This window comes from Marinobacter nauticus, from assembly GCF_003634635.1.
GTDB classification, from domain to species: Bacteria; Pseudomonadota; Gammaproteobacteria; order Pseudomonadales; family Oleiphilaceae; genus Marinobacter; species Marinobacter nauticus.
In genome coordinates, this window is the sequence record NZ_RBJB01000003.1 from 415,738 (window position 1) to 439,976 (window position 24,239).

Genomic DNA, 24,239 nt, shown 5'->3' on the forward strand with positions numbered 1-24,239 from the left:
ACATGCTTAAGGGACCGAAACCGGGAAAGGTTTATTTCGCGAAGTAATAGACCCGTCCCGGTTTTGCCTTAAGGTTTGCAAGATATGTGGCCTTGTACGTTCGCCGCATTTATTGTTGGCTCAGGAAAGGCATACGTAAGATCCATAGATTGCCCACTGCCGAAGTTCAATTTTTGTACACGCTCAAAATTACCTTCGGAGGTGGAGATTTTTGCAGTAACTGTGATTTCACCTTGCTCCCCATGATTTTTCACAGTCGCATTGTATCTATAACCGAAGTCGCCTTCTCCGTTTATCAACAGCACATCCTGAGTGAGCTGATTATTCGACAGCTCGCAAACTGCCATACTCCCTCCAGAATCTAACAAATTTTCGACTTCAGAAAGAATGAAGGCAGCTTTCCCACTAAAAATAAGATATACAAACCAAAACGCAATTACCGATTTCCAGAAAACTCCCGTCCAATAATCAGTCGAGTGAGGTTTTTTCACACCACAATGGGGACATTTTTCAGCTTTATTAGAAACCTCTTCACCACACTCTCTGCATTTAACAATCGCCATCGATAAAAATCTCCTTCCTATGATTTATTGGAAATAACGCTCCGCACAGGGGCAGACAAATAAGCGCAGCGTTCTGGCTGTCCCAGCGACCAACGGGAGCCATTGCTGCGGTTTTTTATGCACCATCATTGGGCAATGAATACCAAATCTTCCTACCAAGCCAACCGTCACAAAAGAGATGTGGTGTATGACATGATAAAACGGATTTATTTATCGGCGCTGTATCGCGTTATATTTGTATGATTATATTTCATGGCTCAGCAATTCGTGCGTCCAGCACTTGAATAGCTTTGGCATAGCGCAATTCTGTGCGTTCGATCTTGATCATCTCTCGTCAGTCCGGGTCGACGTCACTCTTTAATGATAAGGCTCTCTGCTCTCTTAAGTTTACCTAGTGCAGCATCAAAGACTTGCTCTCCACTTTTGGTATGCTGCTGGTAGACAGCAATGAGTTGATCGACTTTATTGATGGTGGCATAGGTCAATTGGCTGTTCTGTTGTTTGGCTTGTTTTGCGGCTTCCTCCGCTTTTTGGAACTCATTTCGAGCTGTATCGAAGTCATTCAGCGCATCACGTCTTAGCTGTTTAATCTTTTCAAAATGTCTTTTAAGCGACTTGAACCCTTTCAACTCAAACAGTGATTCGTTGATTTTTTTGAGACTAGCGGCAATCTCGGCCTTCATTCCTGCAGATTGAATACCATTCGACAATAGCCAGTCGTTATCCAACTTGACCATTTGCGTCACTGCACCTTGGACTGAGGCATTTTGCTTCGCGACCAACCAACGCTCGTAAGTCTTATCACGTAGGAGTTTGACGCCGCCATTGTCGAATACTTGGAAGTTCAGCTTATCAGGATTGATCCGCTCATCGGCGATACGCCCGATCTTCGGTCTGAACTTGAACACCAGAAGCTGTTTGGCACCCTCTAGAACTTGAGGATAATTGGGGAATTGAGGGCAGATTTGACGGATTTCGGGAATGATTTTTTCTTGCAAATAAGCGGCGGGGTGTGAGTTGAGAACCTCCTTTTTGACCGCCTCGTTATCATATTCCGCAATGACGCTGACGTAGGAATGCTGGCACCATTTGGGTCCGGGCTGACTAAACCATGAAATAAACTTTAGGCCTTCGCTCTGATGCAACACATAGTCATTGATCTCGCTGCGAATAAGCTGTTCTTCAACTTCGGCGGCGCTCCGCGGGTCGAGGGCTGCCAATTGCCTGGAATTAAGGTGGTATTGCGCATCAAGGGGGCGGTGACCGGTTACTTCAGCCCCTGCTTTACTGACTTTTACCGTGATGCTATCCCAAGGTGGGGGCTTGTTGCTTTTGAGGGCGGAGACAAGTCCACTCGGGGCCATATTGCTCGGCTTGCGGTACATGGCCAGAGTGATGTAATCGATCTCGGCTTCGGCACCACAAACACGCTGAATTGAGGGGAGAATGGCATCATACACCCACTGTTGCAGAGGCTTGCCAAGCGCTGCCATTCGTTGTTCGTGAGGAGCGGAATAAAAAACACTGACCGGGATGGCGCGACCGGGAAGGTTGTGATCTTCACACCAACGCTGGTTTGATGACCATGGAAACGAGAGGACCCAAAGCCCGTCTTGCTGATAAATCACCTTGTCGTCGTTTTGAGCGATTGCTGGCAGAGCAATCAGGAAACCCAGACCGACAGTTATCGCTCTTAAAATCATATTAACCCTCGGTAGCCTAAAATAATCATGACATTGACTAGGCAGCGCGCTTCGTTATTGTGATCGTTTGACAGCATCGTTACTGTTATAACAAAGCACCAACCATTCTTCGCCAAGACCGCCTTCCCATGCTTAACGTGATTTCTGAACTTAGCCATCAGCCGCCCGGATTCAATGGCTTCGATCATCTGCTGAACTTCCACAGCAGCCAACCGCTGCTCGGTTTGGGCCTTGATAAAGTGAAGAGCGGTATCAGGTACCAGATATAATCGGAGAGAGGCGGTAACGCCGGGGCGTAGTCCATCTGTCATCCTTAACAGCGCCGTTTATCAGTTTCTTAAAACTACACACTAGTCTAATACATGGGAAACTTCCCACTCGGGAGACGAATAATTTAGTAAACCACATAAAACAAAAGCCGCCCGGTTTCCCGAGCGGCTTTCTCGCCTGCTCTCTGGTCGTCTCGACGTGCGTATCAGGCAGCTGCCAGGTACGCCCCTGCAAGCGCCAGCACACAGCCAACCCCACGACTGAACCGGCTATCCGCCTTCAGCAAGCATCAAAACCGAAACCGAAACAGACCTATCTATTAGATGCATCCACAACGCATGTTGCTAACGGTCGGTTTTCAAAATAAATCTGTCCTGGTTTTTTCTCCATTAACCTCGAAACCCAGTTCGCTGAGTTGGTCCAGCATGGACCGGCAGTTCGATAATTTCACCAACCACACCGCCTTCACTCACCTGCAACCGCCCTACCGTGATCGGCAGCGTAAAACGCCGGGGCCCGGCACCGCCCGGATTGAAATAAAGAACATCGCCAATCCATTCATTGCGGGGTTTGTGGGAATGGCCGGCAATCACCACGCGGTAACGGCCTTGCGGATCGAACTCGAGGGTTTTGACATCGTGGAGCATGTAGAAGGCGTGGCCGAGAAATTCCAGATCCTGAACATCAGGGAGCGTCGCTGCACGGCCCGCTGTATCGATATTGCCACGGATGGCAACCAAAGGAGCGATGGCCTCCAGTGCTTCCAGAACCTCATCCCGACCCACGTCACCGGCATGCAGGATCAGATCCGAGCCCTCCAGAGCCTCCAGGGCTTCGGGACGCATTTTGCTGTGGGTGTCTGCGATTACCCCGATTCGCATGTTTACGCCTCGTTCAGTCTCTCAATCGACCAGCCCGGCCGGTGCGCGTGGCCAGGCAGATAAGCGTTGCTATAGTGAAACAAGCCCGCCTCACCCCCATAGTGGCGAGATCCAGTGCAAACGTACAACCCATGGCAGGAGATTCCCATGCCCACTTACACCGTCACGGTCGCGAATCTGTCTCTGTCGCCGCAGCAAAAATCACAGATCGCCGAGGCCATCACAGCGGCTCACAGCGCCCAAACCGGCGCTCCCCGGTTCTTTGCCCAGGTTCTGTTTTCTGCGGCCAATGAGGGCGACCACTTTGTGGGTGGCAGAGTGAACACCGCGCCTCAGGTGTATGTGCACGGCCTGGTACGGGAGGGCAGAAGCATCGAGATCAAACAGGCCCTGATGAGCCAGATGCTTGAAGAAATCGCCCACATCGTGGACATCACAGCTGAAGATGTCTGGATCTATCTGCAGGAGATTCCGGCCACCCAGATGATCGAGTTTGGGCGGTTTTTGCCTGCGCCGGGGGAGGAAGCTGCATGGGCAAAGGGAATGACTCCGGGGAAGCGCGCCAGCTTACGCAAATAACCGCATTAATAGATCTCTCCTGGTTTTCGCATACCGGACAATTACAAACAGTCTCCTCCTTGGGAAACAACGTACGCATTTGTAGCTGGTTAGGAGCGCAGCGGAAAACCAGTCCGAAAACGTGGGTTTGTTAGCCATGTCCTTCCCCAATACTTTGGAGTAACGCTGAATACTGGTCTGGATCTTTTTCTTCAATTTTTCGTAATATAAAACTCGCCGTTGTCTTCATTTCAGGAACATCAATGGGCAAAACACTTCTCTCAAAGATACCCGCCAAATGGGAGAATTCATTATTGATGCGATCCGTTAATGAAGCAGCCAATGCATCATCACCGAAGAAGCGCGTCAATTTGTCATCTTTTTCTACTGCATTTGGGTACTTGTAGTACAAAAAGGCCTCCAAAAACTTTCGCGCATTGTTCCCGAAGTTGTAGTAGCAATCATGATTTTCATCGCCATCTACCTGAGCATGGGCACACTTATAAATTTGATGAAACAGGAAATTAAACTCTGTGACGTAGTCTTTCAGGTATCGAGGCATCAGCGTAATATCACTGACTTGATCTGTTCGATTTATTATAAAATATTGAGACTTATTTTTATTCAACGCACCAGGAAGTCGCTTTAGATACTTCAAAAAATCCAAGTTGTGGGTTGAAATAAATAACTGTTTAAAACGATCACGCTCCTTTATCTCGCCACCATCTTCATATTTCTCTGGCGCTACAATCTCAGAATTAATAAGGCTATAAACAAAAAATATATGATTTGCATCCAAGCTGGAGATAGGATCGTCGATCCATATGATCGGCTGATTGCCTTTTGTTTCAATGTCATCAAGTTTCGCCATAAAGTAACAGAAGGCTATCAAACTACATTCACCTTCACTTAGATGGTATGCTTTTTTGTCATCTCTGGTTACCTCGAATCGGTATCCAGATGATGAATCCCCAGGAACTGCTTCAATAGCTTTGAGCGAAAGATTCTGATGGCCAAAAAAATTGTTTAAATAATCATTTACACGGTCAGCGCCCTTGCTTTCATCTTTAAGTTGAGACTTTAATTCAGAAATTCTCTCTCGTTTTTTATCAACTTTTTCTTTTGCCGAGTCTCTAGCCTCCTCCGCTGAGCCTACAGCCTCACTCAGCGATTCAATGGCCGTACGCTCTTCTTCATACTTTATATCGGTTATGAATGTAAAAACCTCATGGAGGCGAAGCGCTTCACGAGCTTCAGACTGATCGGAGCTAAGCGAAGCTGTAAGGTTATTGGATTCGCTTCTGAGTTTCTCATATAAATCCCTGACCGCCTTCAAATCTTTTTCAATCGACTCAGGCGCATTAAATTCAAGAGGTGTGAAAATATCATCTCTTCGTCTTTCGATCTGTTCTTTTATTGAATCCAGACTATCAATGTAAGACGTTGATAGGGTCAACCACTGTTCTGTCAGCGAATCCAAGTCGGCTGTGTAGTTAGAGTAGAAATCCGAGTTTTTTACTTTCAGTAAATTAGGAACTCTGGATCGCTCACCTTCAATTGACCCGAGAAGGGTTTCCAGTGCTCGACGAAGTGCTTCAGACTCCTGGTTAAAATGCTTGTCCAACTTCTGCCACAAATCTTCAGGAAGGTCGCTACCACAAAATGCACACTTATCTCTTTTGTGTTGATGGTGCTCCCGACCAGTCCGTACCCACGTAGCCAGAGTAGCATCGTTTAGCAACTCTTGAATTGGTTCAGAGGCCTGAATCTTTTTTTCAACTAATTCTTTAGCCTTTGAAGCGATTACAGAGTATTGAAGATTGAAAGTCGTTGATTCAGGGATTTCCGGCTTGGGTTCTTCTCTAAGGAGGTCATGAAACTTGCCTACTTGTTCATCAGTAAGCGGGGCGTATGTTTCTTTGGAAACAGCCGAGATGTCTGTCTTTATTTTAGAAACATTGTAGTTGGCATCACCAAACGTTTTATTATGCTTGATTCCACTACCTGATTTATTGGCTTTATCACGTAATTTTCCCTCCAATTCTGACGACTTGTCGCGATGGTCTTTTCGGGCCTTTTTGAAACTCTCCTCAGCACCGAGCAAATCCCCAAGCAAACCAGATTTGTTCTCTTCACTGCCAAGTTCGGTTTCATGTTTTTCGATTTCTTCCTCAAGCTTGGTATTGTCTTCCCCTAAGATAGCGAAGGAATTGATAGCCTGTTCATCATCAACAATGAAACGCAGATTGTCCCGGACAAAGTCCTCATTGAACACCCGAATGACTTGACCATGATTACTTAATGAATTTTGCGTTGCAGTGCTACCGCCATCAAAAGACACCCGAAACTCGGGCGAACTATATTTCTCTGAAATACAACCAGTTTCCAAAGCTCGAATGATTCGAGAAAGCGTTGTTTTTCCAGAGTAATTGCGTCCATACAGAATATTTAGGCTTTTAAATTCTGCGATATTATTCCCTTTATCTCGCACAGATGATGACCACTGAAAATCATCGTAGACAGCCACACCTTTTATTGAATCTATTTTTTTAATGTGTCCGCTCATGAATATCCTTTTTGAAGATTCCTAACGCAAAGCTTCACAGCAATTTTGGAGCCGCGAAGGGCGGAAAAATTGTTCGCCAACAGTGACTTGTTATTTAATTTCCCAATGTACAAACTTTTCACCAGGGAAATGCTTCTTTGAAAAATCCAAAAGACGACTATACATCTGGGGCAAAGAACTGTCGGTTTCGACAACATGAGAGCTCAGCTCGCGGGCTCCCTGCATCGCGCCTTCGAAGATTCTTTCTCCCAATGCCTCCCTCAACTGTTGCCTCGTAACTCTGAGGCTAGTAAAGCCTTTTTGACTTATAGCAGGCTGAACTTGGTAAACATAAAAATCGTTTCTTACATTTATAGACTCGATTGCCTGATCGAATCGTTCTTGCTCGACCGTCAAATCCAACAGAACCTGCGGCGTGTCTGTTTCCAAAACGAACGAAAGCGAATTGATGTCTTGTTTAAGGTCTGAATACTTTGGAGGTTTTTGAGAAGGTAAATTGAAGGCTCTTTGAACGCCCTCTTGGTATTGTTCTAAGTCCCGTTTAATTGGCCGCATAGCATTCATCTGCCGAGCAATGACAAAAATCGCCTAATTCAGAGCTTCTTTTCTCAAACGGTAACTATCGGCTGCTTCTTTGTTCTCGTTAAGTTTTACAGCTGACCAAGAACCAATGAAAGCGCCTATAGCAATAATCACTGCCTGTACTAAATATTCATATGATTTTGGGGCAATACTCTCGGTAACTGCGAAGCTCGAAAAATACCAGAGATTCAGCGCCAAAATTCCAGCGAAGATACCTGCAAGTTCAGGTGCGTAATCTTTAATTTTGCTCATTCACCCTCCCAATAACGCTAGCAGCATGCGCGGCTATGGAATGGAGCCAACGGCGCAAAGTAATGGTCGTCGCCGTGCCTGCATTGGTTAATGCATTTCTCGGCCTGTAAGCAACGATATTGACGATACCCTTCCCTTTATACTTGGTCATTTCAAATTCATGGTTCAGAAGCGCAATCACTTCAGGAAGTTTAGTGACACCGTAGGTGCGGGGATCGAAATCAGGCTTGGATCGTTTCACGAAACTCCCAGCAGAAGCTACATTTGCCCATCCGTTGTCGTCTTGATATTGCTCCCATGCTTTTCGGAGAACTGGCACCAACTCTGACGCAGCTTCAACTGCGTCATCATTTTTTGACTCCTGTGAGGCCCTTGCAGTCTCACCAGAACCAAGATTTTCTGTGAAAATGAAGTCATCACAGGCATTGCGGAAGGAAATCGGTGTCTTTTTCTCCCCAACGCCAAACACAAAAATCTCAGCCTCTCGCAACCTAGAAGCTAATTTGGTGAAGTCACTATCACTCGATACAAGTGCAAACGCATCGAATTTTTTCGAGTAAAGCAGATCCATAGCATCAATTATCATTGACGCATCAGTCGCGTTTTTTCCTGTCGTATAAGCGAATTGTTGAATCGGCTGTATGGCGAGCTCATTCAAAGCCTGCTTCCAATTCTTTAAATAATCACTTGACCAGTCCCCATACGCACGTTTGATCACCACGTGTCCATGCGCAGAAATTTCTTCCAAAATGGCTTTGACTTTAGAGTATTGAGCGTTGTCTGCATCGATCAGAACAGCGATTTTTTTGTGCTCATCAAGATCTTTCATGCACGTCCTTCGATAACTAATTGTGCTTTACAGTGGTTATATAGCGCGCCTCGTTATTGCAATAACGAGGCACTAAATATCCCCCGGCACTTGGGAAATGCCTTACAGCCAAAAAACTCCTTCCCCATATTCTCTCCGCGCTTCACCGTGCGCTTTACCATCTCACCCTGGCACTTCGGGCATCGTGGCTCACTGTTTTTCTTCGCCACGACCTCCTTCACATGCTTAACGTGATTTCTGTGATTTTTGAACGTAGCCGCCAGCCGCCCGGATTCAATGGCTTCAATCACCTTCTGAACCTCAACATCCGACAGTCGCGGCTCGGTTTGAGTTTTGATAAAGCGGACATACCCACCACCGTGGGTCACGTTCTCCGGCATGGGCGTTTTGAATGTGGAATCCCCCACAAAGACCACTACCGAAAACACCTGCTCATCACTCAGGCCCAATAGGCTTTGCAGTGTCTTCACGTGCTTGTAGTTTTGATGCAGCGGGTTCTGGAATTTCTGCGAGTGCTTGAAGATCTTCTGTGTCCAATAGCGCTGTTTTGCGTTACCGAAGATCCAGCCCTTCATATTCTTGGTTTCCACCACAAACACGCCGTACCGGGAAACGATGATGTGGTCGATCTGGGTGGTGCCGTCTTCGGTAAGCAGGGTGACGTTCTTGATGAGGTGGTAACGGGTTTTATCGAGAAAAAGTTTGGCGCATAGGTTAACCACCGCTTCTCCGGCTCTGCCTTTGAACCAAGGCGATTTGATGACCACCGCCGCCAATAGAAACAGCAGAATCAGATACCAAAAACTCGGTCGAAATGTTGTTCAGGAGGGATTGCAATATCTGGGTGTAGTCCATCCGTCATCCTTAACAGCGGCGTTTTTCCGTTTCTTATAACTACACAGTAGCCTAATCCTTAGGAAACTTCATACCCGTGCGACGTAAAGTTTGGTAAACCACATACAACAAAAGCCGCCCGGTTTCACGAGCGGCTTTCCTGTCTGCTTTTTGATAATTTCGAAGTGCGAATCAGGCAGCCGCCAGGTACGCCCCCGCAACCGCCAGCACTCCACCAATCCCACGACTAAACCGGCTATCCGCCCTCAGCATCAAGTTACCAAGCCCACGGCCAGCAAAGGTGATGGCGAGCGTGGCGATAGAGAAACCAGCCAGGTAAGCGGCGAGTGTTGCGCCTGCGGGCATCTCGGCCCCATGCGCAAAACCGTGAAACAGCATGAACGCACCAACCAGGGTGCCACCCACGGCGGTTGGCAGTTTGGCCAGGGTGGCGATGAGGATACCGGCGACCAGTACCGAGAAGGTAATCCCTGTTTCCACGCCCGGCAGGCTCAGGCCGCCCCAGGCCAGGGCTGCGCCGAATACCATGCCGCCGATCACGAAAGCCGGGGTGGCGTTTTTCATGAGTTTGCTCTGGCGCACGCTCCAGAAGCCGATGGCGGCCATGGCCAGCAGGTGGTCGAGGCCCAGCATGGGGTGCAGCAGGCCGCTGGTGAAGCCGCCTTCGGTGTGGCCGGGGTGGGCCATGGCGGTGGCGGAGGCGGTCAGCAGCGCGGCGGTGGCGAGAAGTTTTGAAGTCAGTTTCATGGTGTTGCTCCTGGTGGTTCTGTAATCGTATTGGTTCGTTTGCTCAGGCCATTTCGGCCAGTTTTTCAGGACGCCTTTCCGGCAGCATGCCGCGCTCCAGAATGAAGCTGATGATGGTGTCCAGCCCTACCCCGTCGTACAGGTTGGTGAACACGAAGGGGCGTTCGCCGCGCATTTTTTTGCTGTCCCGTTCCATTACGTCCAGGGAGGCGTGTACCTGTTCGGCAATGTCGATCTTGTTGATGATCAGCAGGTCGGATTTGGTGATGCCAGGGCCGCCTTTGCGGGGGATTTTGTCGCCAGCGGACACGTCGATCACGTACAGGGTGAGGTCGCTCAGTTCCGGGCTGAAGGTGGCGGAGAGGTTGTCGCCACCGGATTCCACCAGCACCAGCTCCAGGCCCGGGTGGCGGCTTTGCAGGTCGTCGATGGCGGCCAGGTTCATGGAGGCATCCTCGCGGATGGCGGTGTGCGGGCAGCCGCCGGTTTCCACGCCCAGGATGCGGTCTGCGGCCAGGGCTTCGTGGCGCAGCAGGAAGTCGGCATCTTCCCGGGTGTAGATGTCGTTGGTGACCACGGCGATGTCGTAGTGGTCCCGCAGGGCGGTGCATAGCTGGCGCAGCAATGCGGTTTTACCAGACCCGACCGGGCCGCCGACGCCTACTCTCAGACAATGTGTCATGGCTGTATCTCCTTGATGTTTTTATTCAGCTTCTGAAAAGCCGTGAATACTGGGTTTCATGCAGGGCACTGCCGAGCGCGAGGCCCGGCAGGATGGGCCCGAGTTCGTGGTCATGCCGTGCCAGCGCCTGGTCGGTGGCAATCACCAGGGCCGGGCGCAGTTGTTCGATAATCCGTTGGGCGGCGGTGTGGCCCAGGGGCAAGGCTTTGCAGGCCACCGCCAGCTGGTTTTCCAGCCAGGCCCAGGCAAAACCGAGCAGGGTGTGCCGCACCGGCACCCGGCGTACCTGGGCGGCCCAGGCAAACAGGGTGATGTAGCCGGGCTCCGCCGGAATCAGGGTTTGTTCCGGCAACAGGTTGAGGTTGCCCAGCAGGGTTTTCAGGGCGCCGCCCAGCCGGGTGTCTTCGTCGCTCAGTTCGGCGGTTTCCCGGGTGGCGTGCAGCCACTGGTTCCAGTGCGCAATGCTGGCGCCGTCTTCGTTCGCCCAGGCGGTTTGCAGCCGGGCCAGTAAGGGCAACTCACACCGGCTGAGGCCGTCTTCCAGCACGCCTTCAATCCATTGGGCCAGTTCCGCTTCGTTGTTCACCCAGCCCATCTCAAAGGCACTTTCCAGGCCCTGGGACCAGGCAAAAGCACCGATGGGCAACGCCGGGCTGACCAGCTGCATCAGCCCCAGCAGGGCCAGGTCGCCGCCGGGTTCACCCTCACCCGCCATGGCTGCCGGCTCAGTGGGTGTGTTTGTGGCCGTGAGCATGGGTATGTCCAGCAGCGTGAGTGTGGTCATGGCTTTCACCGTGCGAGTGCGCGTGGGAATGGCCCTGGCTATGACCGTGCGAATGGCCCTGGCCGGCCTGGTTGTAGGCTCCGGGTTCCGGGTCGAAGGTGGCGGTGTGGTGCACCACGGTGGCGCCCAGGCGTTCGGCCAGTTCTTCCAGTACGTGATCGGGCGGGAAGCGCACGAAGGCGCCCTGCTCGTCTTCACCAATCGCCAGGGTGACGTGGCGGTTGCCCAGGTGATAACACAAGCGGGCCAGCGGCAGGCCGGTTTCTACGCGGGCGGTGACCACCGGCTCTTCCGCGGCGCGAATGCGGATGATCTCGCCGGATTTCGCTTCCAGCAGATCGCCGTCTCTCAGCACCGGTCCACGGTCCAGAAACAGGCCCACGTCCAGATTGGTCTCGGTGGTGGCCCGAAGGCGGCCGCGAATGCGCAGTTCGTAGGGCAGCACGAGGTTGTCGTGGATTTCGCTGGCGTCTACGTGGGTGATGCGTTTAGTCAGTTCCAACATCCGTTCGTTCCTCTCAGAACAGCCTTGAGCTGTGTTGATTAAGCAGCCTTGAGCTGTATTGACTAAAAAAGGTGATAGCGCTGGGCCAGGGGCAGTTCGGTGGCCGGCTCACAGGTGAGCAGTTCGCCGTCGGCGTGCACTTCGTAGGTTTGTGGGTCTACGGTCAGGTGCGGGCAGGCGTCGTTCAGCTTCATGTGCTGCTTGCGCACGTCCCGCACGCCTTTGCAGGCGGAAAGCGGGCTGTCCAGGCCCAGTTCCTCACCAATATTGGCGTCCAGCGCGGCCTGGCTGACGAAGGTCAGGCGGGTGGCACTGGCGGCCTTGCCGAAGGCGCCGAACATGGGGCGGTAGTGCACCGGCTGCGGTGTAGGGATAGAGGCATTCGGGTCGCCCATGGGGGCGGCGGCAATCATCCCGCCCTTGAGGATGCAGGCCGGCTTCACGCCGAAGAATGCCGGGCTCCACAGCACCAGATCCGCCAGTTTGCCCACTTCCACCGAGCCCACATCATGGGCGATGCCGTGGGTGATGGCGGAGTTGATGGTGTACTTGGCGATGTAGCGCTTGGCGCGGAAGTTGTCGGCGCCGCGTTCCTGGTCTTCCGGCAGCAGGCCGCGCTGCACTTTCATCTTGTGGGCGGTTTGCCAGGTACGGCAGATTACCTCGCCCACCCGGCCCATGGCCTGGGAGTCGGAGGAGATCATGGAGATCACGCCCATGTCGTGCAGGATGTCTTCCGCCGCGATGGTTTCCCGGCGGATGCGGGAATCGGCAAAGGCCACGTCTTCCGGGATGTTCGGGTCCAGGTGGTGGCACACCATCAGCATGTCCAGGTGCTCGTCGATGGTGTTCACGGTGTAGGGCCGGGTCGGGTTGGTGGACGACGGCAGTACATAGTCTTTGGAGCAGGCGGTAATGATATCCGGGGCGTGGCCGCCGCCGGCGCCTTCGGTGTGGAAGGTGTGAATGCAGCGGCCTTTGAAGGCGGCCAGGGTGTCTTCCACAAAGCCGGATTCGTTCAGGGTGTCGGTGTGAATGGCCACCTGGATGTCGTACTGGTCGGCTACGGTCAGGCAGTTATCGATACTGGCCGGGGTGGTGCCCCAGTCTTCGTGCAGTTTGAGGCCGATGACGCCGGCTTTTACCTGCAGCTCCAGCGCCTCCGGCAGGCTGGCGTTGCCCTTGCCCAGAAAGCCGATGTTCATGGGCAGGCTGTCCACGGCCTGCAGCATCTTGCCGATGTGCCAGGGGCCGGGCGTGCAGGTGGTGGCGTTGGTGCCGGTGGCCGGGCCGGTGCCGCCGCCGAGCATGGTGGTCACGCCGCTCATCAGGGCTTCTTCCACCTGCTGGGGGCAGATGAAGTGGATGTGGGGGTCGATGCCGCCAGCGGTGAGGATTTTGCCTTCCCCGGCAATGATTTCCGTGCCGGGGCCGATGACGATGGTTACGTCTGGCTGGGTGTCCGGGTTGCCGGCTTTGCCGATGGCGGCGATGCGGCCTTTCTGGATGCCTACGTCGGCTTTGACGATGCCCCACCAGTCGAGGATGAGGGCGTTGGTGACCACCGTGTCCATCACCGCGTCGTCGCAGCGCTGGCTCTGGCCCATGCCGTCGCGGATGACTTTACCGCCGCCGAATTTCACTTCGTCGCCGTAGTGGGTGTGGTCTTCTTCTACTTCAATCCACAGTTCTGTGTCGCCCAGGCGGACCCGGTCACCGACGGTGGGGCCGTACATGTCGGCGTAGGCTTGTCTGCTGATTTTCATTTCGTGTCCTCCAACGGCCCCATCACTTCCGCCCGGAAGCCATAAATTTCGCGCGTTCCGGCAAACGGAATCAGCGTCACGGACCGGGTCTGGCCGGGTTCAAAGCGAATGGCGGTGCCGGCGGCCACGTCCAGGCGATAGCCGCGGGCCTTGGCGCGGTCGAAGTCCAGGGCGGGGTTGGCTTCGGCGAAGTGGTAGTGGGAGCCGATCTGCACCGGGCGGTCGCCGGTGTTGCCGACGTCCAGCTGGATGCGTTCGCGGCCGGCGCAGAGTTCGATGTCGCCGTCTTTGAGTTGGTATTCACCGGGGATCATGTGTCTGCTCCTTAGACGATGGGATTGTGGACCGTCACGAGTTTCGTTCCGTCCGGGAAGGTGGCTTCCACCTGCACTTCGTGCACCATGTCAGCCACGCCATCCATCACGTCTTCGCGGGTGAGGATTTCGGTGCCGGCGCTCATCAGTTCGGCCACGGTGCGGCCTTCGCGGGCGCCTTCCATGATTTCGGCGCTGATCAGGGCCACCGCTTCCGGGTAGTTCAGTTTCAGGCCTTTGGCTTTGCGGCGTTCGGCCAGCAGGGCGGCGGTGAACAGCATCAGCTTGTCTTTGTCTCTGGGGGTGAGTTCCATGGATGACTCCGTTGTCTCTTATGCGTCAGGTAAGCCAGATTCTGGGTGTGTGGGCCGGTACGCTGGCGAGCATGGGGCGCAGCAGGTGCCAGGCCTGTTCGCACAGGGCCCAGGCTTCGTTGCGTTCGGTACCCAGGTAGCGCAGGAGCAGCACGCCCCGGCGCCGGGTCACGGCCCAGCGATTGTGGTCTGGTAACTGTGCTCTCAGCACGTCGATGGCGGCGGCTTCGTCGTCCAGGCCGACCGCCCAGAGGGTGGCCTGCACAGTGGCGCCACCCTGGCCCCAGGGGCCGTTGAACCGGCGGTGTTTCGGGTCCAGCAGCTGGCGCTCCAGCCACAGTGGCTGGCCGTCCAGGCTTAAATGGAAACGCTGTTCCAGTTCGCCGGTGGCAAACGGCAGGTCGCTGGCCGGGCGGCCCAGTGCAAGCACTTCCCAGCCCAGGGTGCGGGCGCCGGCTGCCAGTTCAATGGTGGTGGTTTGCAAACCACGGGAGCCGTCGAAGGCGATGGTTTCCTGGGGCAGGTATTCCAGGATCGCGTTTTTGGCTACCTGCAACCGGGTGTGCTGGCCCCAGGCCACGCCATGGCTGTCAGCCTTATAGAGTTTGGCGGCGGCCGGGGTGGTCAGAAGCGCGTGGCCACCTTCGGCCACAGAGGCTTCAATGCGCAATTCGTCGCCGCTCACCAGGCCACCCGGGGGATGCAGCAGGTACACGTGGCAGCAGCCGGTTTTGCCCTCCGGGTAGAAGGGGCGCTGCACCCGCAGTGGGCCATGGTGGCGCCGGCGCACCAACCGGGTTACCGGCGCAGGTTCGCTCTCGGCGCGTGCTTCAAACCCCAGTTCCAGGGCCGCCGCCCAGCGCCGTTCGGTGTCGAAACGGTGACCGGAGGCGTGGCGGTCGATGGCTTGATAGGCGGTCATACGGTCAGGTGCTGTTTGATGAGTTCATCGGTCAGCCCGGCAATGTCGCCTTCGGCCACGCGCCGGCCCCGGTCGAGGATGGCGAAACGGTCGGCGTATTTGCGGGCGAACGGCAGTTTCTGTTCCACCAGCAGCACGGTCAGGCCGTCTTCTTCAATCAACCGGCGAATCACCTCGCCAATCTGGGCCACGATGTTGGGCTGAATGCCCTCCCCCGGCTCATCGAGGATCAGCAGGCGGGGCTCAATCACCAGCGCCCGGCCAATGGCCAGCTGTTGCTGCTGGCCGCCGGAGAGGTCGCCGCCCCGGCGGTGTTTCATTTCTTTCAGCACCGGGAACAGCTCGTAAATGCGCTCGGGGATTTGCTTGCTGCCATCGGCCCGCACCGCGAGGCCAGTGCGCAGGTTTTCCTCCACGGTCAGCAGCGGGAAGATCTGCCGGCCCTGGGGCACGTAGCCGATACCCAGGCGGGAGCGGTCTTCGATTTTCTTTTTGGTGAGTTCCACATCCCGGGCAAACTCGATGGAGCCGCTTTTCACGGTTTCCTCGCCCATAATGCATTTCATCAGCGTGGTCTTGCCCACGCCGTTGCGGCCCATCACGCAGGTACACTGGCCCTGGGGCACGTCCAGCTCCAGGTCCCACAGGGTGTGGCTTTCGCCGTAGAACTGGTTGAGCTTTTCAATCTTGAGCATCAGGCCTCCTCCCCCAGATACACCTTGATCACGTCCGGGTCGTTGGAGACCTGGTCCATGGTGCCTTCGGCCAGCACGCTGCCCTGGTGCAGTACGGTGACTTTGCGGGCGATGGAGCGCACGAAGCCCATGTCGTGTTCCACCACCACCACGGACTGCTTGCCCGCAAGACTGGTGAGCAACTCGGCGGTGCGTTCCATTTCCTGTTCGGTCATGCCGGCCACGGGCTCGTCCACCAGAAGCAGCCGGGGTTTCTGCATCAGCAGCATGCCGATCTCCAGCCACTGTTTCTGACCGTGGGAGAGGATGCCGGCGGGCTTGTCGCGCAGCGCCTGCAAGCCGATCATTTCCAGGATTTCGTCAATCCGGTCCCGGTATTCCGCGGTCATGATGGCGGTCAGGGTGGGCAGGATGCGTTTGTCGGCGGCCATGGCCAGTTCGAGGTTTTCGAATACGGTCAGGGCCTCGAACACGGTGGGCTTCTGGAACTTGCGGCCAATGCCCAGGGTGGCAATGTCCGGCTCGTTCATGCGCAGCAGGTTGTGGCGGCTGCCGAACCATACCGAGCCGGTATCGGGCCGGGTTTTACCGGTGATGATGTCCATCATGGTGGTTTTACCCGCGCCGTTAGGGCCGATGATGCAGCGCAGTTCGCCGTCGTCGATGGTGAGGTTGAGGTTGTTGATGGCCTTGAAGCCATCGAAGCTCACGCTCACGTCTTCCATGTACAGGATCGGGCCGTGGCGCACGTCAACCGGCGAGGCCACGGGGGTGAGAAACTCAAACACCTGGTCCCGGTTGGCAAGTTGTTCAAAGATGCTCATGCGGTGGCCTCCTGAGCGCCGGGTTGGTCATCGTCCTTCTGGCGGCGTTTCTGCAACAGCCCGGCAATGCCCTTGGGCAGGAACACCGTCACCAGTACGAACAGCGCGCCCAGGGCGAACAGCCAGGCGTCCGGCATGATGCCGGTGAACACGGTCTTGGCGTAGTTCACCAACAAGGCGCCGATGACCGCGCCATACAGGGTGGCACGGCCCCCGAGGGCGACCCACACCACGATTTCGATGGAGAACAGCGGCGAGAATTCGCTGGGGTTGATAATGCCCACCTGGGGCACGTACAACGCGCCGGCCACACCCGCCAGCATGGCGGAGACCACGAACACGAACAGCTGTACCCGTTCCACCCGGTAGCCGAGGAACCGGGTACGGGCTTCAGCATCGCGGCAGGCCACGCTGACCCGGCCCAGCTTGCTGGTCACGATGGCACGGCACACGACATAGCCCACTGCCAGCGCGATGCCGGTTGCCAGGAACAGGCCAAGCCGGGTGGCGTCGCTGCGCAAGTCGAAGCCTAGGATGTCTTTGAAATCGGTCAGGCCGTTGTTGCCACCGAAGCCCATCTCATTGCGGAAGAACGCCAGCATCAACGCAAAGGTCAGAGCCTGGGTGATGATGGACAGGTACACCCCCGTTACCCGGGAGCGGAAGGCCAGGAATCCGAACACCAGCGCCAGCAGGCCCGGGGCCAGCAGCACCATGATGAAGGCGAACCAGGCCATGTCGAAGCCCTGCCAGTACCAGGGCAGCTCCTGCCAGTTCAGGAACACCATGAAGTCTGGCAATACAGGATCGCCATACACGCCGCGATCACCAATCTGGCGCATCAGGTACATGCCCATGGCGTAGCCGCCGAGGGCAAAGAAGGCGCCATGGCCCAGGCTGAGAATGCCCAGGTATCCCCACACCAGGTCCACTGCCACCGCCAGCAGGGCGTAACAGAGGTATTTGCCCAGCAGGGTAACGGTGTAGGCGCTTACGTGCAGGGCACTGTCTTCCGGCATAAACAGGTGCAGGAAGGTAACCAGGACCAGGGCGGCGAACAGAACGCCAAGGAAAAGCTGGGTGGAACGCTCCTGGAAGGGCCGGAGCAGCCAGGTTTGTGATGTCGCCATAACTCAGCCCTCCGCCGCACGGCCTTTCTGCGGGAATAGCCCGCGTGGCCGCTTTTGAATGAACAGGATGATCAGCACCAGCACCATGATTTTGGCGAGGACCGCCCCCGCCCAGGGTTCCAGCAGCTGGTTGATGGTGCCCAGGGAAAGCCCGGCAATGAGGGTGCCCCACAGGTTGCCCACGCCACCGAACACCACCACCATGAACGAATCGATGATGTAGTTCTGGCCCAGGTTGGGGCCGACGTTGGTGATCTGCGACAGGGCCACGCCCGCCAGCCCGGCCACGCCGGAGCCCAGGGCGAAGGTCATGATGTCCACTTTGGTGGCTTTGATGCCCATGGAGCGGGCCATGGCCCGGTTCTGGGTAACAGCGCGGACTTCCAGCCCCAGGCGGGTCTTGCGCATGATCAGCATCAGCCCGGCGAATACCACCAGGGCAAAGCCAATCACGTACAGGCGGTTCAGGGTGAGCGACAACGCCTCATTCACCATGATTGAGCCGCTCATCCACTCGGGCGTAACCACGGTGCGGTTGAGGGGGGAAATCACCGTACGCACCAGTTGCTGAAGAATCAGGCTGATGCCGAAGGTGGCCAGCAGGGTTTCCAGCGGGCGGCCTTTCAGGTACTGGATAACGCTGCGCTCAATGGCGATGCCCGCCAGCGCCGCCACCAGGAAACCGGCCGGGATGGACAGGATCAGGGCCAGGCCGGGCTGGCCCGGGAACAGCTGCTGCATGCCCCAGGTGGTGTAGGCCCCCAGCATGATCAGCTCGCCATGGGCCATGTTGATCACGCCCATCACACCAAAGGTGATGGCCAGGCCAATGGCGGCCAGCACCAGTACCGAGCCGAGGGACAGGCCAAAATACAGGGTCTCGGCAGCGCGGTTGAGTTTCAGTTTCTGTTCAATGCTGGCCAGGGCTTTTTCGGCCGCCGCCGCCAGCGCGGGGTCATCGCTGTTCACAGCATTATTCAGGGCGGCACGCACGGTCGGGTTCAGGCTGCCAGACAAAGTGGCTACCGCCTCAACATCGCCCTGCTCCACCTGGTAAATGGCCAGGGCATTGGTGAGCATGTCACGCACCTGGCCGTTGTCTTCCACCTGCAAACGGGCCTGGAGCTGAGTGGCCAGCGCTTCATTCACTTCGCCCAGCAGATTGCGCGCGGCATCGAGGCGTTGGCCTGGGTCGGCCACGGTCAGGTCGATCACCGAGAGGATGCCCTCGATGTCGGCCCGCAGGGCATTGTTCACCCGCAGGCTTTGCAGATCCCGGCGCGACATTTCACCCAGGTCTTCGCCGGTCAGGGCGTCGGCGATCTGCCAGTTACGGCCCCGGTTGTTAACCACAATAACCAGGGCACCGGTGTCTTCAATCATCGCGAGTTTGCCGTCGCGAACGGCTTCCAGCCAGCCCCGGGCGCGTTCGTCGCCGGTTTCGGAGAGGGCTTTGAGTAAGTCGGTTTTTTCAGCTTGCCCGGCTTCTACGAGCCGTTTCAGCAGCGCTTCGGGCGCATTCGTCTGCGCCTGGGCATTCGCCAGTGTGGCCCCTAGGGCCAGACAGACAGCCAATACCATCCTGGCGAGCAATCGGTGAATGCTCATGATTCATTCCTGTTGGCTTGGGAATTCGGGAGCGGTGCCGGGCAGGCTCTGGCCTGCCCGGCTGTGCCCGGTTGGAGCTTAGTTGGAGGCCACGTCAGCCGAGCCACCACCGCACTTGCCGGTGACCACGTTGAAGTTGCCGCAGCGCAGAGGCGCTCGCCAGTCACTGATCAGGTCCTTGGAACCTGGCAGGAAGTCAGACCAGGCATCGCCAGCCACGGTAGACGGGGTTTCCCAGACCACGGAGAACTGGCCGTTGTCCTGGATCTCGCCAATCAGCACCGGCTTGGTAATGTGATGGTTCGGCATCATGGTGGCGTATCCGCCGGTAAGGTTCGGTACGCTCACACCGATGATGGCGTCTTTCACTTCATCCACGTCGGTGGTGCCGGCTTTCTTCACCGCTTCAACGTACATATTGAAACCGATGTAGTGGGCTTCCATCGGGTCGTTGGTGACGGCGGCATCGTCGCCCTTGTAGGCAACCCAGGCGTCGATGAAGTCGTAGTTGGCATCGTTATCCACGCTCATGAAGTAGTTCCAGGCAGCCAGGTGGCCAACCAGCGGAGCGGTGTCGATGCCGGAGAGTTCCTGTTCACCCACGGAGAACGCAACCACGGGAATGTCGGTGGCGGAAAGGCCCTGGTTGCCCAGTTCACGGTAGAAGGGCACGTTGGCGTCGCCGTTGATGGTGGAAACCACGGCGGTCTTCTTGCCGGCGCTGCCGAACTTCTTGATGTCAGATACGATGGTCTGCCAGTCAGAGTGGCCGAAAGGCGTGTAGTTGATCATGATGTCGCCGGCGGCCACACCTTTGTCTTTCAGGTAGGTTTCCAGAATCTTGTTGGTGGTGCGCGGGTAAACGTAATCGGTGCCCGCCAGAACCCAGCGCTCAACACCCAGATCGTTCATCAGGTAATCCACCGCGGGAATCGCCTGCTGGTTGGGCGCCGCACCGGTGTAGAACACGTTTTCAGACGATTCCTCGCCTTCGTACTGAACCGGATAGAACAGCAGGCCGTTCAGTTCCTCTACCACCGGCAGAACGGATTTACGGGACACCGAGGTCCAGTTACCAAAGATTACGTCGACCTTTTCTTTCTCCAGCAGCTCACGGGCTTTCTCAGCGAACAGTGGCCAGTTGGAAGCCGGATCAACCACCACCGGCTCCAGCTGGCGGCCAAGTACACCACCGGCTTCGTTCTGCTTTTCGATCAGCATCAGCATGGTATCTTTCAGTGCGGTTTCACTGATGGCCATGGTGCCGGACAGGGAATGAAGAATACCGACCTTGATGGGGTCTTCGGCGGCAAACGCGGTATTGATGGAACCGAGGGAGACAGACAGCGCCAATGCAGAGAGGCCCAGTTTCACGTGTTTTTTGATGCTCATGTTGTGCGTCCTTTTCGTTGGTTTTGGGTCGTCAAACGCAAACAGCCAATTGCATTCGCCGTTCCAACAACCAAAAAAGCACTTACAAAACATAATGTTAAACAACAAAAAACATGCCATAACCGGCTCTGCAATGAATTGGTGCGCAGTTTCAGGCCTCAATCCGGTGCCTCGGCCAACCCGCCGCCCTCAATTGGTGCAGAGCAGGCAAACCCCACTGCACCATCTGGTAGCGCGCTGATTTTCAGGCAATAAATTGCCCGAAAAAATACCCTGAAAACAATGAATTCAGGTTCACCGCAAAGCTCACAGCTCTGTGGGATATCTCGCACAAACCGTCTGGCGGATGTCCGATTTTCCGAAATTTCATCTTGCGTAGAATGAGCATTGTCAGGGATGACAAGCCAGCACGGACGTTGGCTCACGGATGAGAACTCCTCGGATTCGGAGTTGCCCGATGGATCAGGGCTACAGGGATGACTGCAAGGATGAAGTGCTCAGGATGATGCGCAGCCTGATGGATCAGGCAGGGGTCAGCCACGGAATTTGGGGACTACACGGACAGTAGTCCCTTTCCGTGCACTAAACCGCCCTCGCACCCACCTCCCCCCTTCTGTTCTGCACCGTTTCGAATCACCAATACTCTCAATGGGTTGTCGTGCCTGACTGTTCATAACAACGTTATTACAATCAGGAGATCACCGATGAAACCAACCTCATTTCTGGCCACCCTTGTTCTGTTTTTCAGCCTGATCACTGGCTCTGCCGCCTTCGCCAGCGAGCAGCCCGCCGTGAACATCAACACCGCAGATGTAGCCACTCTGGCGTCTCTGAGCGGTGTCGGTGAGAGCAAAGCCCAGGCCATTATTGACTACCGCGAAGCTAACGGCCCCTTTGCCAGCATTGAAGCACTGGCTGACGTGAAGGGTATTGGTGCGCGTACGGTTGAAAAGAACGCCGACCGCCTCGCCGTGAAATAAGCCCCGGGGCAGCCTCGCTGCCCCTCTCCTTTCCCTTATAGCGCCACGCACTTACCGCTGATACCCTTGCCTGTTTGTTTCTCCAACCGGCAGTTTGTCATGATCCACGGAGCACTTCTTATTGCCCTGGCCTCTTTGCTCTGGGCCACTACAGGGATTGTCGCCAAGTTTCTGTTCAACGGTACGGAACTGGAGGCCATCACCCTCGGTTTTTTACGCCTGGTGGTTGCGCTGCCATTCTTCTGGCTACTGATGCGGCGCGAGCAGCGGCAGCTGGTGGCCCGTAATCCCGGCCAGACGGTACCCGGTAGCTCTTTGCGTTCGCTCAGCGGCAAGGCCATGCTCACCCTCACCGCCCTGGGGCTGTTCCAGGCGTTCTATCAGGGCAGCTATCTGCTGGCGGTGGATCTGACCGGGGCTGGCATTGCCACCCTGATATCCCTGTGCCTGCCACCGGTACTGGTGGCTATTCTGGCTGCCCCATTGCTGGGCGAGAAACCAGGGCTGCTCACTATCCTGGCCGCGATTGCCGCGATTCTGGGCACGGGCATGCTGGTAGTCAGTGACATGGACACCGCCGGCACCCTGCGACTGGCAGGCATTCTGATGGCGCTGCTGGCGGCGGCGGTATACACCGGCTTTACCCTGACCAGCCGCTACAACTCAACGGGCACACCGGTGTTTACCACCGCCTTTATCTGCTTTGGTACCGCCGCACTGCTGCTGTTGCCCGTGGTGGCCCTGAGCGGCGGCTTTGCGGGGCTGGAGACGATGGGGCTAAAGCACTGGCTGATGGTGCTGTACATCGGCGTGGTGCCCACCTGCATTGGCTATCTGCTGTTTTTTACCGGGATGAAAACCACGCCGGCGACGGTATCCAGCATTGTCGTCGTGCTCGAACCTTTGTTTATTGCCTTGCTGGCCTGGCTGATTCTGGGAGAGGAACTGGGGCAGATTGGCGTTGCGGGCGCATTCATTCTGACGGTGGCGGTGATTGTCGCCTCGCGCTATGGCAAGGCGCCCGGCGCCAGCCAGGAAAGCTGAACGCCGGGGTCAGGCACAGCTGGATGATCAGCTGTCCTTGCGCTGTTTCTCCAGCATGTCTGGCTGCAGGATTTCAATCCAGTAGCCATCCGGGTCTTTGATGAAGGCCAGGCCTTTCATTTTGCCGTCGTCCGGTTTTTTCACGAACTCCACTCCCAGCTTTTCGAAGCGCTCACAGGCAGCGTACACATCGGGCACGGCAATGCCGATATGGCCGAAGCCCTGGGGCTCATCATTGCCGTTGTGGTAGGCAAAGTCGGCATCGTCTTCGGTGCCCCAGTTATGGGTAAGCTCCAGCATCGCTTCACGGCCAAAGGTGTAGGTAGTCCGGTGGCCATCATCATTTGGCACAAACTGAGCCTGCTTGTCGTCCAGGTAGCCCAGGAAGTAGAGCGTGAACTTCATTTCCGGGAAATCCAGCTTGCGAACCAGGCGCATGCCCAGTACCCGGGTGTAGAAGTCCATGGAACGCTCGGGCTCCTTGATGCGCATCATGGTCTGGTTAAAGACATAGCCTTCGGTTTCGGGAACGGGGTCATCGTACAGGCCCGGGGCCTGCTCAAAATGCTTGGGCATGTTGGTTTCCCTTACGTTTGGAGGATTCAAACCATATACCTGCGTGCGCCACAGGCAGATTTCAAGGTAGTGACCGGCATTACTCCGGCTGTGCTACACTCCCGCCGTTCCACGTTTGTCTAACAACCCGACAGCGAGCAGACAGAGCCCCTTATGGACTTTCAGGTGCCCAATACTCTGGCAGAGCAGATTGCCAATTTCCTGGCCGAACGCATCATGACCGGGCAGATCCGTCCCGGAGAGCGTATTCAGGAAGCTACACTGGCCTCAGAACTGAAAGTGAGCCGGGCATCAGTGAAAGAGGCCCTCTATACCCTGGAGCGATGGCACCTGGTGGAAATCACACCACGGAAGGGAGCCTCTGCCACCAAGCTGAATGCCGAGTACGCGTCGGAGCTCTATGACGTCTATATGCATTTGCTGATGATGCTGGCCTCACGCCTGTGCGAGCGCTGGCAAGAGGCAGACAAAGACCGTTTACTGGTGGCGGTATCGCAGGTGGTCGAACGGATAAAAGAGCCCCAACCCGACATCACCCGGGTGGTGGAAGCCAGCTTTAACGTGATGGAAGCTTGCTGCCAGGTCGTCGCCAACCCCTACCTGACCGAAGCGCTGTCCAACTTCAAACCTGCCGTGAGCCGAACCTATTACCTGGGGGCAGACCGTTACCGCAAAGGCCTCGCGACCACCAGTACGTTTTTCTCGGAGTTGCCGCAGGCGGTGTTGGCGAGGGATGCGACCAAAGCCACTGAGCTGATCCGAGGCTTCGCCGAACATCAGAAAAACCTCATCCGCCAGGCACTGGATTGAAACACCGGTCACGACTGTTCAGGTTGTGACCAGCCTCACAGATCACCCCCGCCTTCAGGCTTAAAGTAACAATGTGTAACTTTTAAC

The 24,239-nt window shown here is 55.7% G+C and carries 28 protein-coding genes; 4 read left to right on the forward strand and 24 right to left on the reverse strand.

Going from position 1 to position 24,239, the window contains the following annotated elements; genetic code table 11:
- Window positions 1-68: 68 nt before the first annotated feature.
- The 4 genes from C7436_RS18695 to C7436_RS07885 form a co-directional block, all read right to left on the reverse strand.
- The gene (locus tag C7436_RS18695; protein WP_147423437.1) at window positions 69-563 is read right to left on the reverse strand and encodes a hypothetical protein; all 495 of its coding nucleotides are present in this window, start codon (window positions 561-563) and stop codon (window positions 69-71) included.
- 350 nt (window positions 564-913) lie between these two features.
- Window positions 914-2,266, reverse strand: coding sequence for a hypothetical protein (locus tag C7436_RS07870; protein WP_121207338.1), 1,353 nt, complete (start codon window positions 2,264-2,266; stop codon window positions 914-916).
- Entirely contained in the window at window positions 2,263-2,577 is a 315-nt protein-coding gene (locus C7436_RS07875; RefSeq protein ID WP_121207340.1) for a hypothetical protein, read from the reverse strand. Before C7436_RS07875 ends, C7436_RS07870 begins: the two co-directional genes overlap by 4 nt.
- A 348-nt stretch (window positions 2,578-2,925) precedes the next feature.
- Window positions 2,926-3,417, reverse strand: a complete 492-nt coding sequence (locus C7436_RS07885) for a metallophosphoesterase family protein (RefSeq protein ID WP_121207342.1) — start codon at window positions 3,415-3,417, stop codon at window positions 2,926-2,928.
- Between the two features lie 147 nt (window positions 3,418-3,564).
- Here C7436_RS07885 and C7436_RS07890 point away from each other — a divergent pair, with 147 nt between their 5' ends.
- Window positions 3,565-3,996, forward strand: a complete 432-nt coding sequence (locus C7436_RS07890) for a tautomerase family protein (protein ID WP_121207343.1) — start codon at window positions 3,565-3,567, stop codon at window positions 3,994-3,996.
- 130 nt (window positions 3,997-4,126) lie between these two features.
- Here the strand turns inward: C7436_RS07890 and C7436_RS07895 are convergent, their stop codons facing one another.
- The 19 genes from C7436_RS07895 to urtA form a co-directional block, all read right to left on the reverse strand.
- A complete protein-coding gene (locus tag C7436_RS07895) occupies window positions 4,127-6,541 on the reverse strand; it encodes an AAA family ATPase (protein ID WP_121207345.1) in 2,415 nt (804 codons plus the stop codon).
- A gap of 90 nt (window positions 6,542-6,631) precedes the next feature.
- Window positions 6,632-7,096 carry a hypothetical protein gene (locus C7436_RS07900; protein WP_147423438.1) on the reverse strand — a complete coding sequence of 155 codons (465 nt, stop codon included), beginning with the start codon at window positions 7,094-7,096 and terminating at the stop codon, window positions 6,632-6,634.
- Between the two features lie 33 nt (window positions 7,097-7,129).
- Window positions 7,130-7,375, reverse strand: a complete 246-nt coding sequence (locus tag C7436_RS18700) for a hypothetical protein (protein WP_147423439.1) — start codon at window positions 7,373-7,375, stop codon at window positions 7,130-7,132.
- Entirely contained in the window at window positions 7,362-8,204 is an 843-nt protein-coding gene (locus tag C7436_RS07905) for an NYN domain-containing protein (protein WP_121207348.1), read from the reverse strand. Before C7436_RS07905 ends, C7436_RS18700 begins: the two co-directional genes overlap by 14 nt.
- A 53-nt stretch (window positions 8,205-8,257) precedes the next feature.
- Window positions 8,258-8,926 (reverse strand): nuclease-related domain-containing protein, encoded by a 669-nt coding sequence (locus C7436_RS07910; protein ID WP_265936663.1) that lies wholly within the window; start codon window positions 8,924-8,926, stop codon window positions 8,258-8,260.
- A complete protein-coding gene (locus tag C7436_RS18935; RefSeq protein WP_228198115.1) occupies window positions 8,919-9,059 on the reverse strand; it encodes a hypothetical protein in 141 nt (46 codons plus the stop codon). Before C7436_RS18935 ends, C7436_RS07910 begins: the two co-directional genes overlap by 8 nt.
- A 171-nt stretch (window positions 9,060-9,230) precedes the next feature.
- The gene (locus C7436_RS07915; protein WP_121207352.1) at window positions 9,231-9,806 is read right to left on the reverse strand and encodes a HupE/UreJ family protein; all 576 of its coding nucleotides are present in this window, start codon (window positions 9,804-9,806) and stop codon (window positions 9,231-9,233) included.
- 43 nt (window positions 9,807-9,849) lie between these two features.
- Entirely contained in the window at window positions 9,850-10,488 is a 639-nt protein-coding gene (ureG, locus tag C7436_RS07920) for an urease accessory protein UreG (RefSeq protein WP_011786432.1), read from the reverse strand.
- A gap of 25 nt (window positions 10,489-10,513) precedes the next feature.
- Window positions 10,514-11,242, reverse strand: coding sequence for an urease accessory protein UreF (locus C7436_RS07925; RefSeq protein ID WP_121207354.1), 729 nt, complete (start codon window positions 11,240-11,242; stop codon window positions 10,514-10,516).
- The gene (gene ureE / locus C7436_RS07930; RefSeq protein ID WP_121207356.1) at window positions 11,214-11,777 is read right to left on the reverse strand and encodes an urease accessory protein UreE; all 564 of its coding nucleotides are present in this window, start codon (window positions 11,775-11,777) and stop codon (window positions 11,214-11,216) included. The genes C7436_RS07925 and ureE overlap by 29 nt, the downstream gene beginning before the upstream one ends.
- A 62-nt stretch (window positions 11,778-11,839) precedes the next feature.
- Window positions 11,840-13,543 (reverse strand): urease subunit alpha, encoded by a 1,704-nt coding sequence (gene ureC, locus C7436_RS07935; RefSeq protein ID WP_121207358.1) that lies wholly within the window; start codon window positions 13,541-13,543, stop codon window positions 11,840-11,842.
- Window positions 13,540-13,857 (reverse strand): urease subunit beta, encoded by a 318-nt coding sequence (locus tag C7436_RS07940; protein WP_014422375.1) that lies wholly within the window; start codon window positions 13,855-13,857, stop codon window positions 13,540-13,542. The genes ureC and C7436_RS07940 overlap by 4 nt, the downstream gene beginning before the upstream one ends.
- Window positions 13,858-13,868: 11 nt before the next feature.
- Window positions 13,869-14,171 (reverse strand): urease subunit gamma, encoded by a 303-nt coding sequence (gene ureA / locus C7436_RS07945; RefSeq protein ID WP_014422377.1) that lies wholly within the window; start codon window positions 14,169-14,171, stop codon window positions 13,869-13,871.
- A 25-nt stretch (window positions 14,172-14,196) separates the two neighbouring features.
- Window positions 14,197-15,093, reverse strand: a complete 897-nt coding sequence (locus tag C7436_RS07950; RefSeq protein WP_121207360.1) for an urease accessory protein UreD — start codon at window positions 15,091-15,093, stop codon at window positions 14,197-14,199.
- Window positions 15,090-15,788, reverse strand: a complete 699-nt coding sequence (urtE, locus tag C7436_RS07955) for an urea ABC transporter ATP-binding subunit UrtE (protein ID WP_011786439.1) — start codon at window positions 15,786-15,788, stop codon at window positions 15,090-15,092. Before urtE ends, C7436_RS07950 begins: the two co-directional genes overlap by 4 nt.
- Window positions 15,788-16,612, reverse strand: coding sequence for an urea ABC transporter ATP-binding protein UrtD (urtD, locus tag C7436_RS07960; protein ID WP_014422380.1), 825 nt, complete (start codon window positions 16,610-16,612; stop codon window positions 15,788-15,790). The genes urtE and urtD overlap by 1 nt, the downstream gene beginning before the upstream one ends.
- Window positions 16,609-17,742 (reverse strand): urea ABC transporter permease subunit UrtC, encoded by a 1,134-nt coding sequence (gene urtC / locus C7436_RS07965; RefSeq protein WP_121207362.1) that lies wholly within the window; start codon window positions 17,740-17,742, stop codon window positions 16,609-16,611. Before urtC ends, urtD begins: the two co-directional genes overlap by 4 nt.
- A 3-nt stretch (window positions 17,743-17,745) precedes the next feature.
- Complete coding sequence (gene urtB / locus C7436_RS07970) at window positions 17,746-19,350, reverse strand: urea ABC transporter permease subunit UrtB (RefSeq protein ID WP_023008525.1); 1,605 nt, start codon at window positions 19,348-19,350, stop codon at window positions 17,746-17,748.
- 78 nt (window positions 19,351-19,428) lie between these two features.
- Entirely contained in the window at window positions 19,429-20,742 is a 1,314-nt protein-coding gene (gene urtA, locus C7436_RS07975) for an urea ABC transporter substrate-binding protein (protein WP_121207363.1), read from the reverse strand.
- A 704-nt stretch (window positions 20,743-21,446) separates the two neighbouring features.
- Between urtA and C7436_RS07980 the strand changes: the two genes are divergently transcribed.
- Both C7436_RS07980 and C7436_RS07985 read left to right on the forward strand, forming a co-directional pair.
- Window positions 21,447-21,722, forward strand: a complete 276-nt coding sequence (locus tag C7436_RS07980; RefSeq protein ID WP_023008528.1) for a ComEA family DNA-binding protein — start codon at window positions 21,447-21,449, stop codon at window positions 21,720-21,722.
- A gap of 99 nt (window positions 21,723-21,821) precedes the next feature.
- A complete protein-coding gene (locus tag C7436_RS07985) occupies window positions 21,822-22,766 on the forward strand; it encodes a DMT family transporter (RefSeq protein WP_011786446.1) in 945 nt (314 codons plus the stop codon).
- A gap of 27 nt (window positions 22,767-22,793) precedes the next feature.
- Here the strand turns inward: C7436_RS07985 and gloA are convergent, their stop codons facing one another.
- A complete protein-coding gene (gene gloA / locus C7436_RS07990; protein WP_011786447.1) occupies window positions 22,794-23,342 on the reverse strand; it encodes a lactoylglutathione lyase in 549 nt (182 codons plus the stop codon).
- 153 nt (window positions 23,343-23,495) lie between these two features.
- Here gloA and C7436_RS07995 point away from each other — a divergent pair, with 153 nt between their 5' ends.
- Window positions 23,496-24,152, forward strand: coding sequence for a GntR family transcriptional regulator (locus C7436_RS07995; protein WP_121207365.1), 657 nt, complete (start codon window positions 23,496-23,498; stop codon window positions 24,150-24,152).
- The last annotated feature ends 87 nt before the right edge of the window (window positions 24,153-24,239 follow it).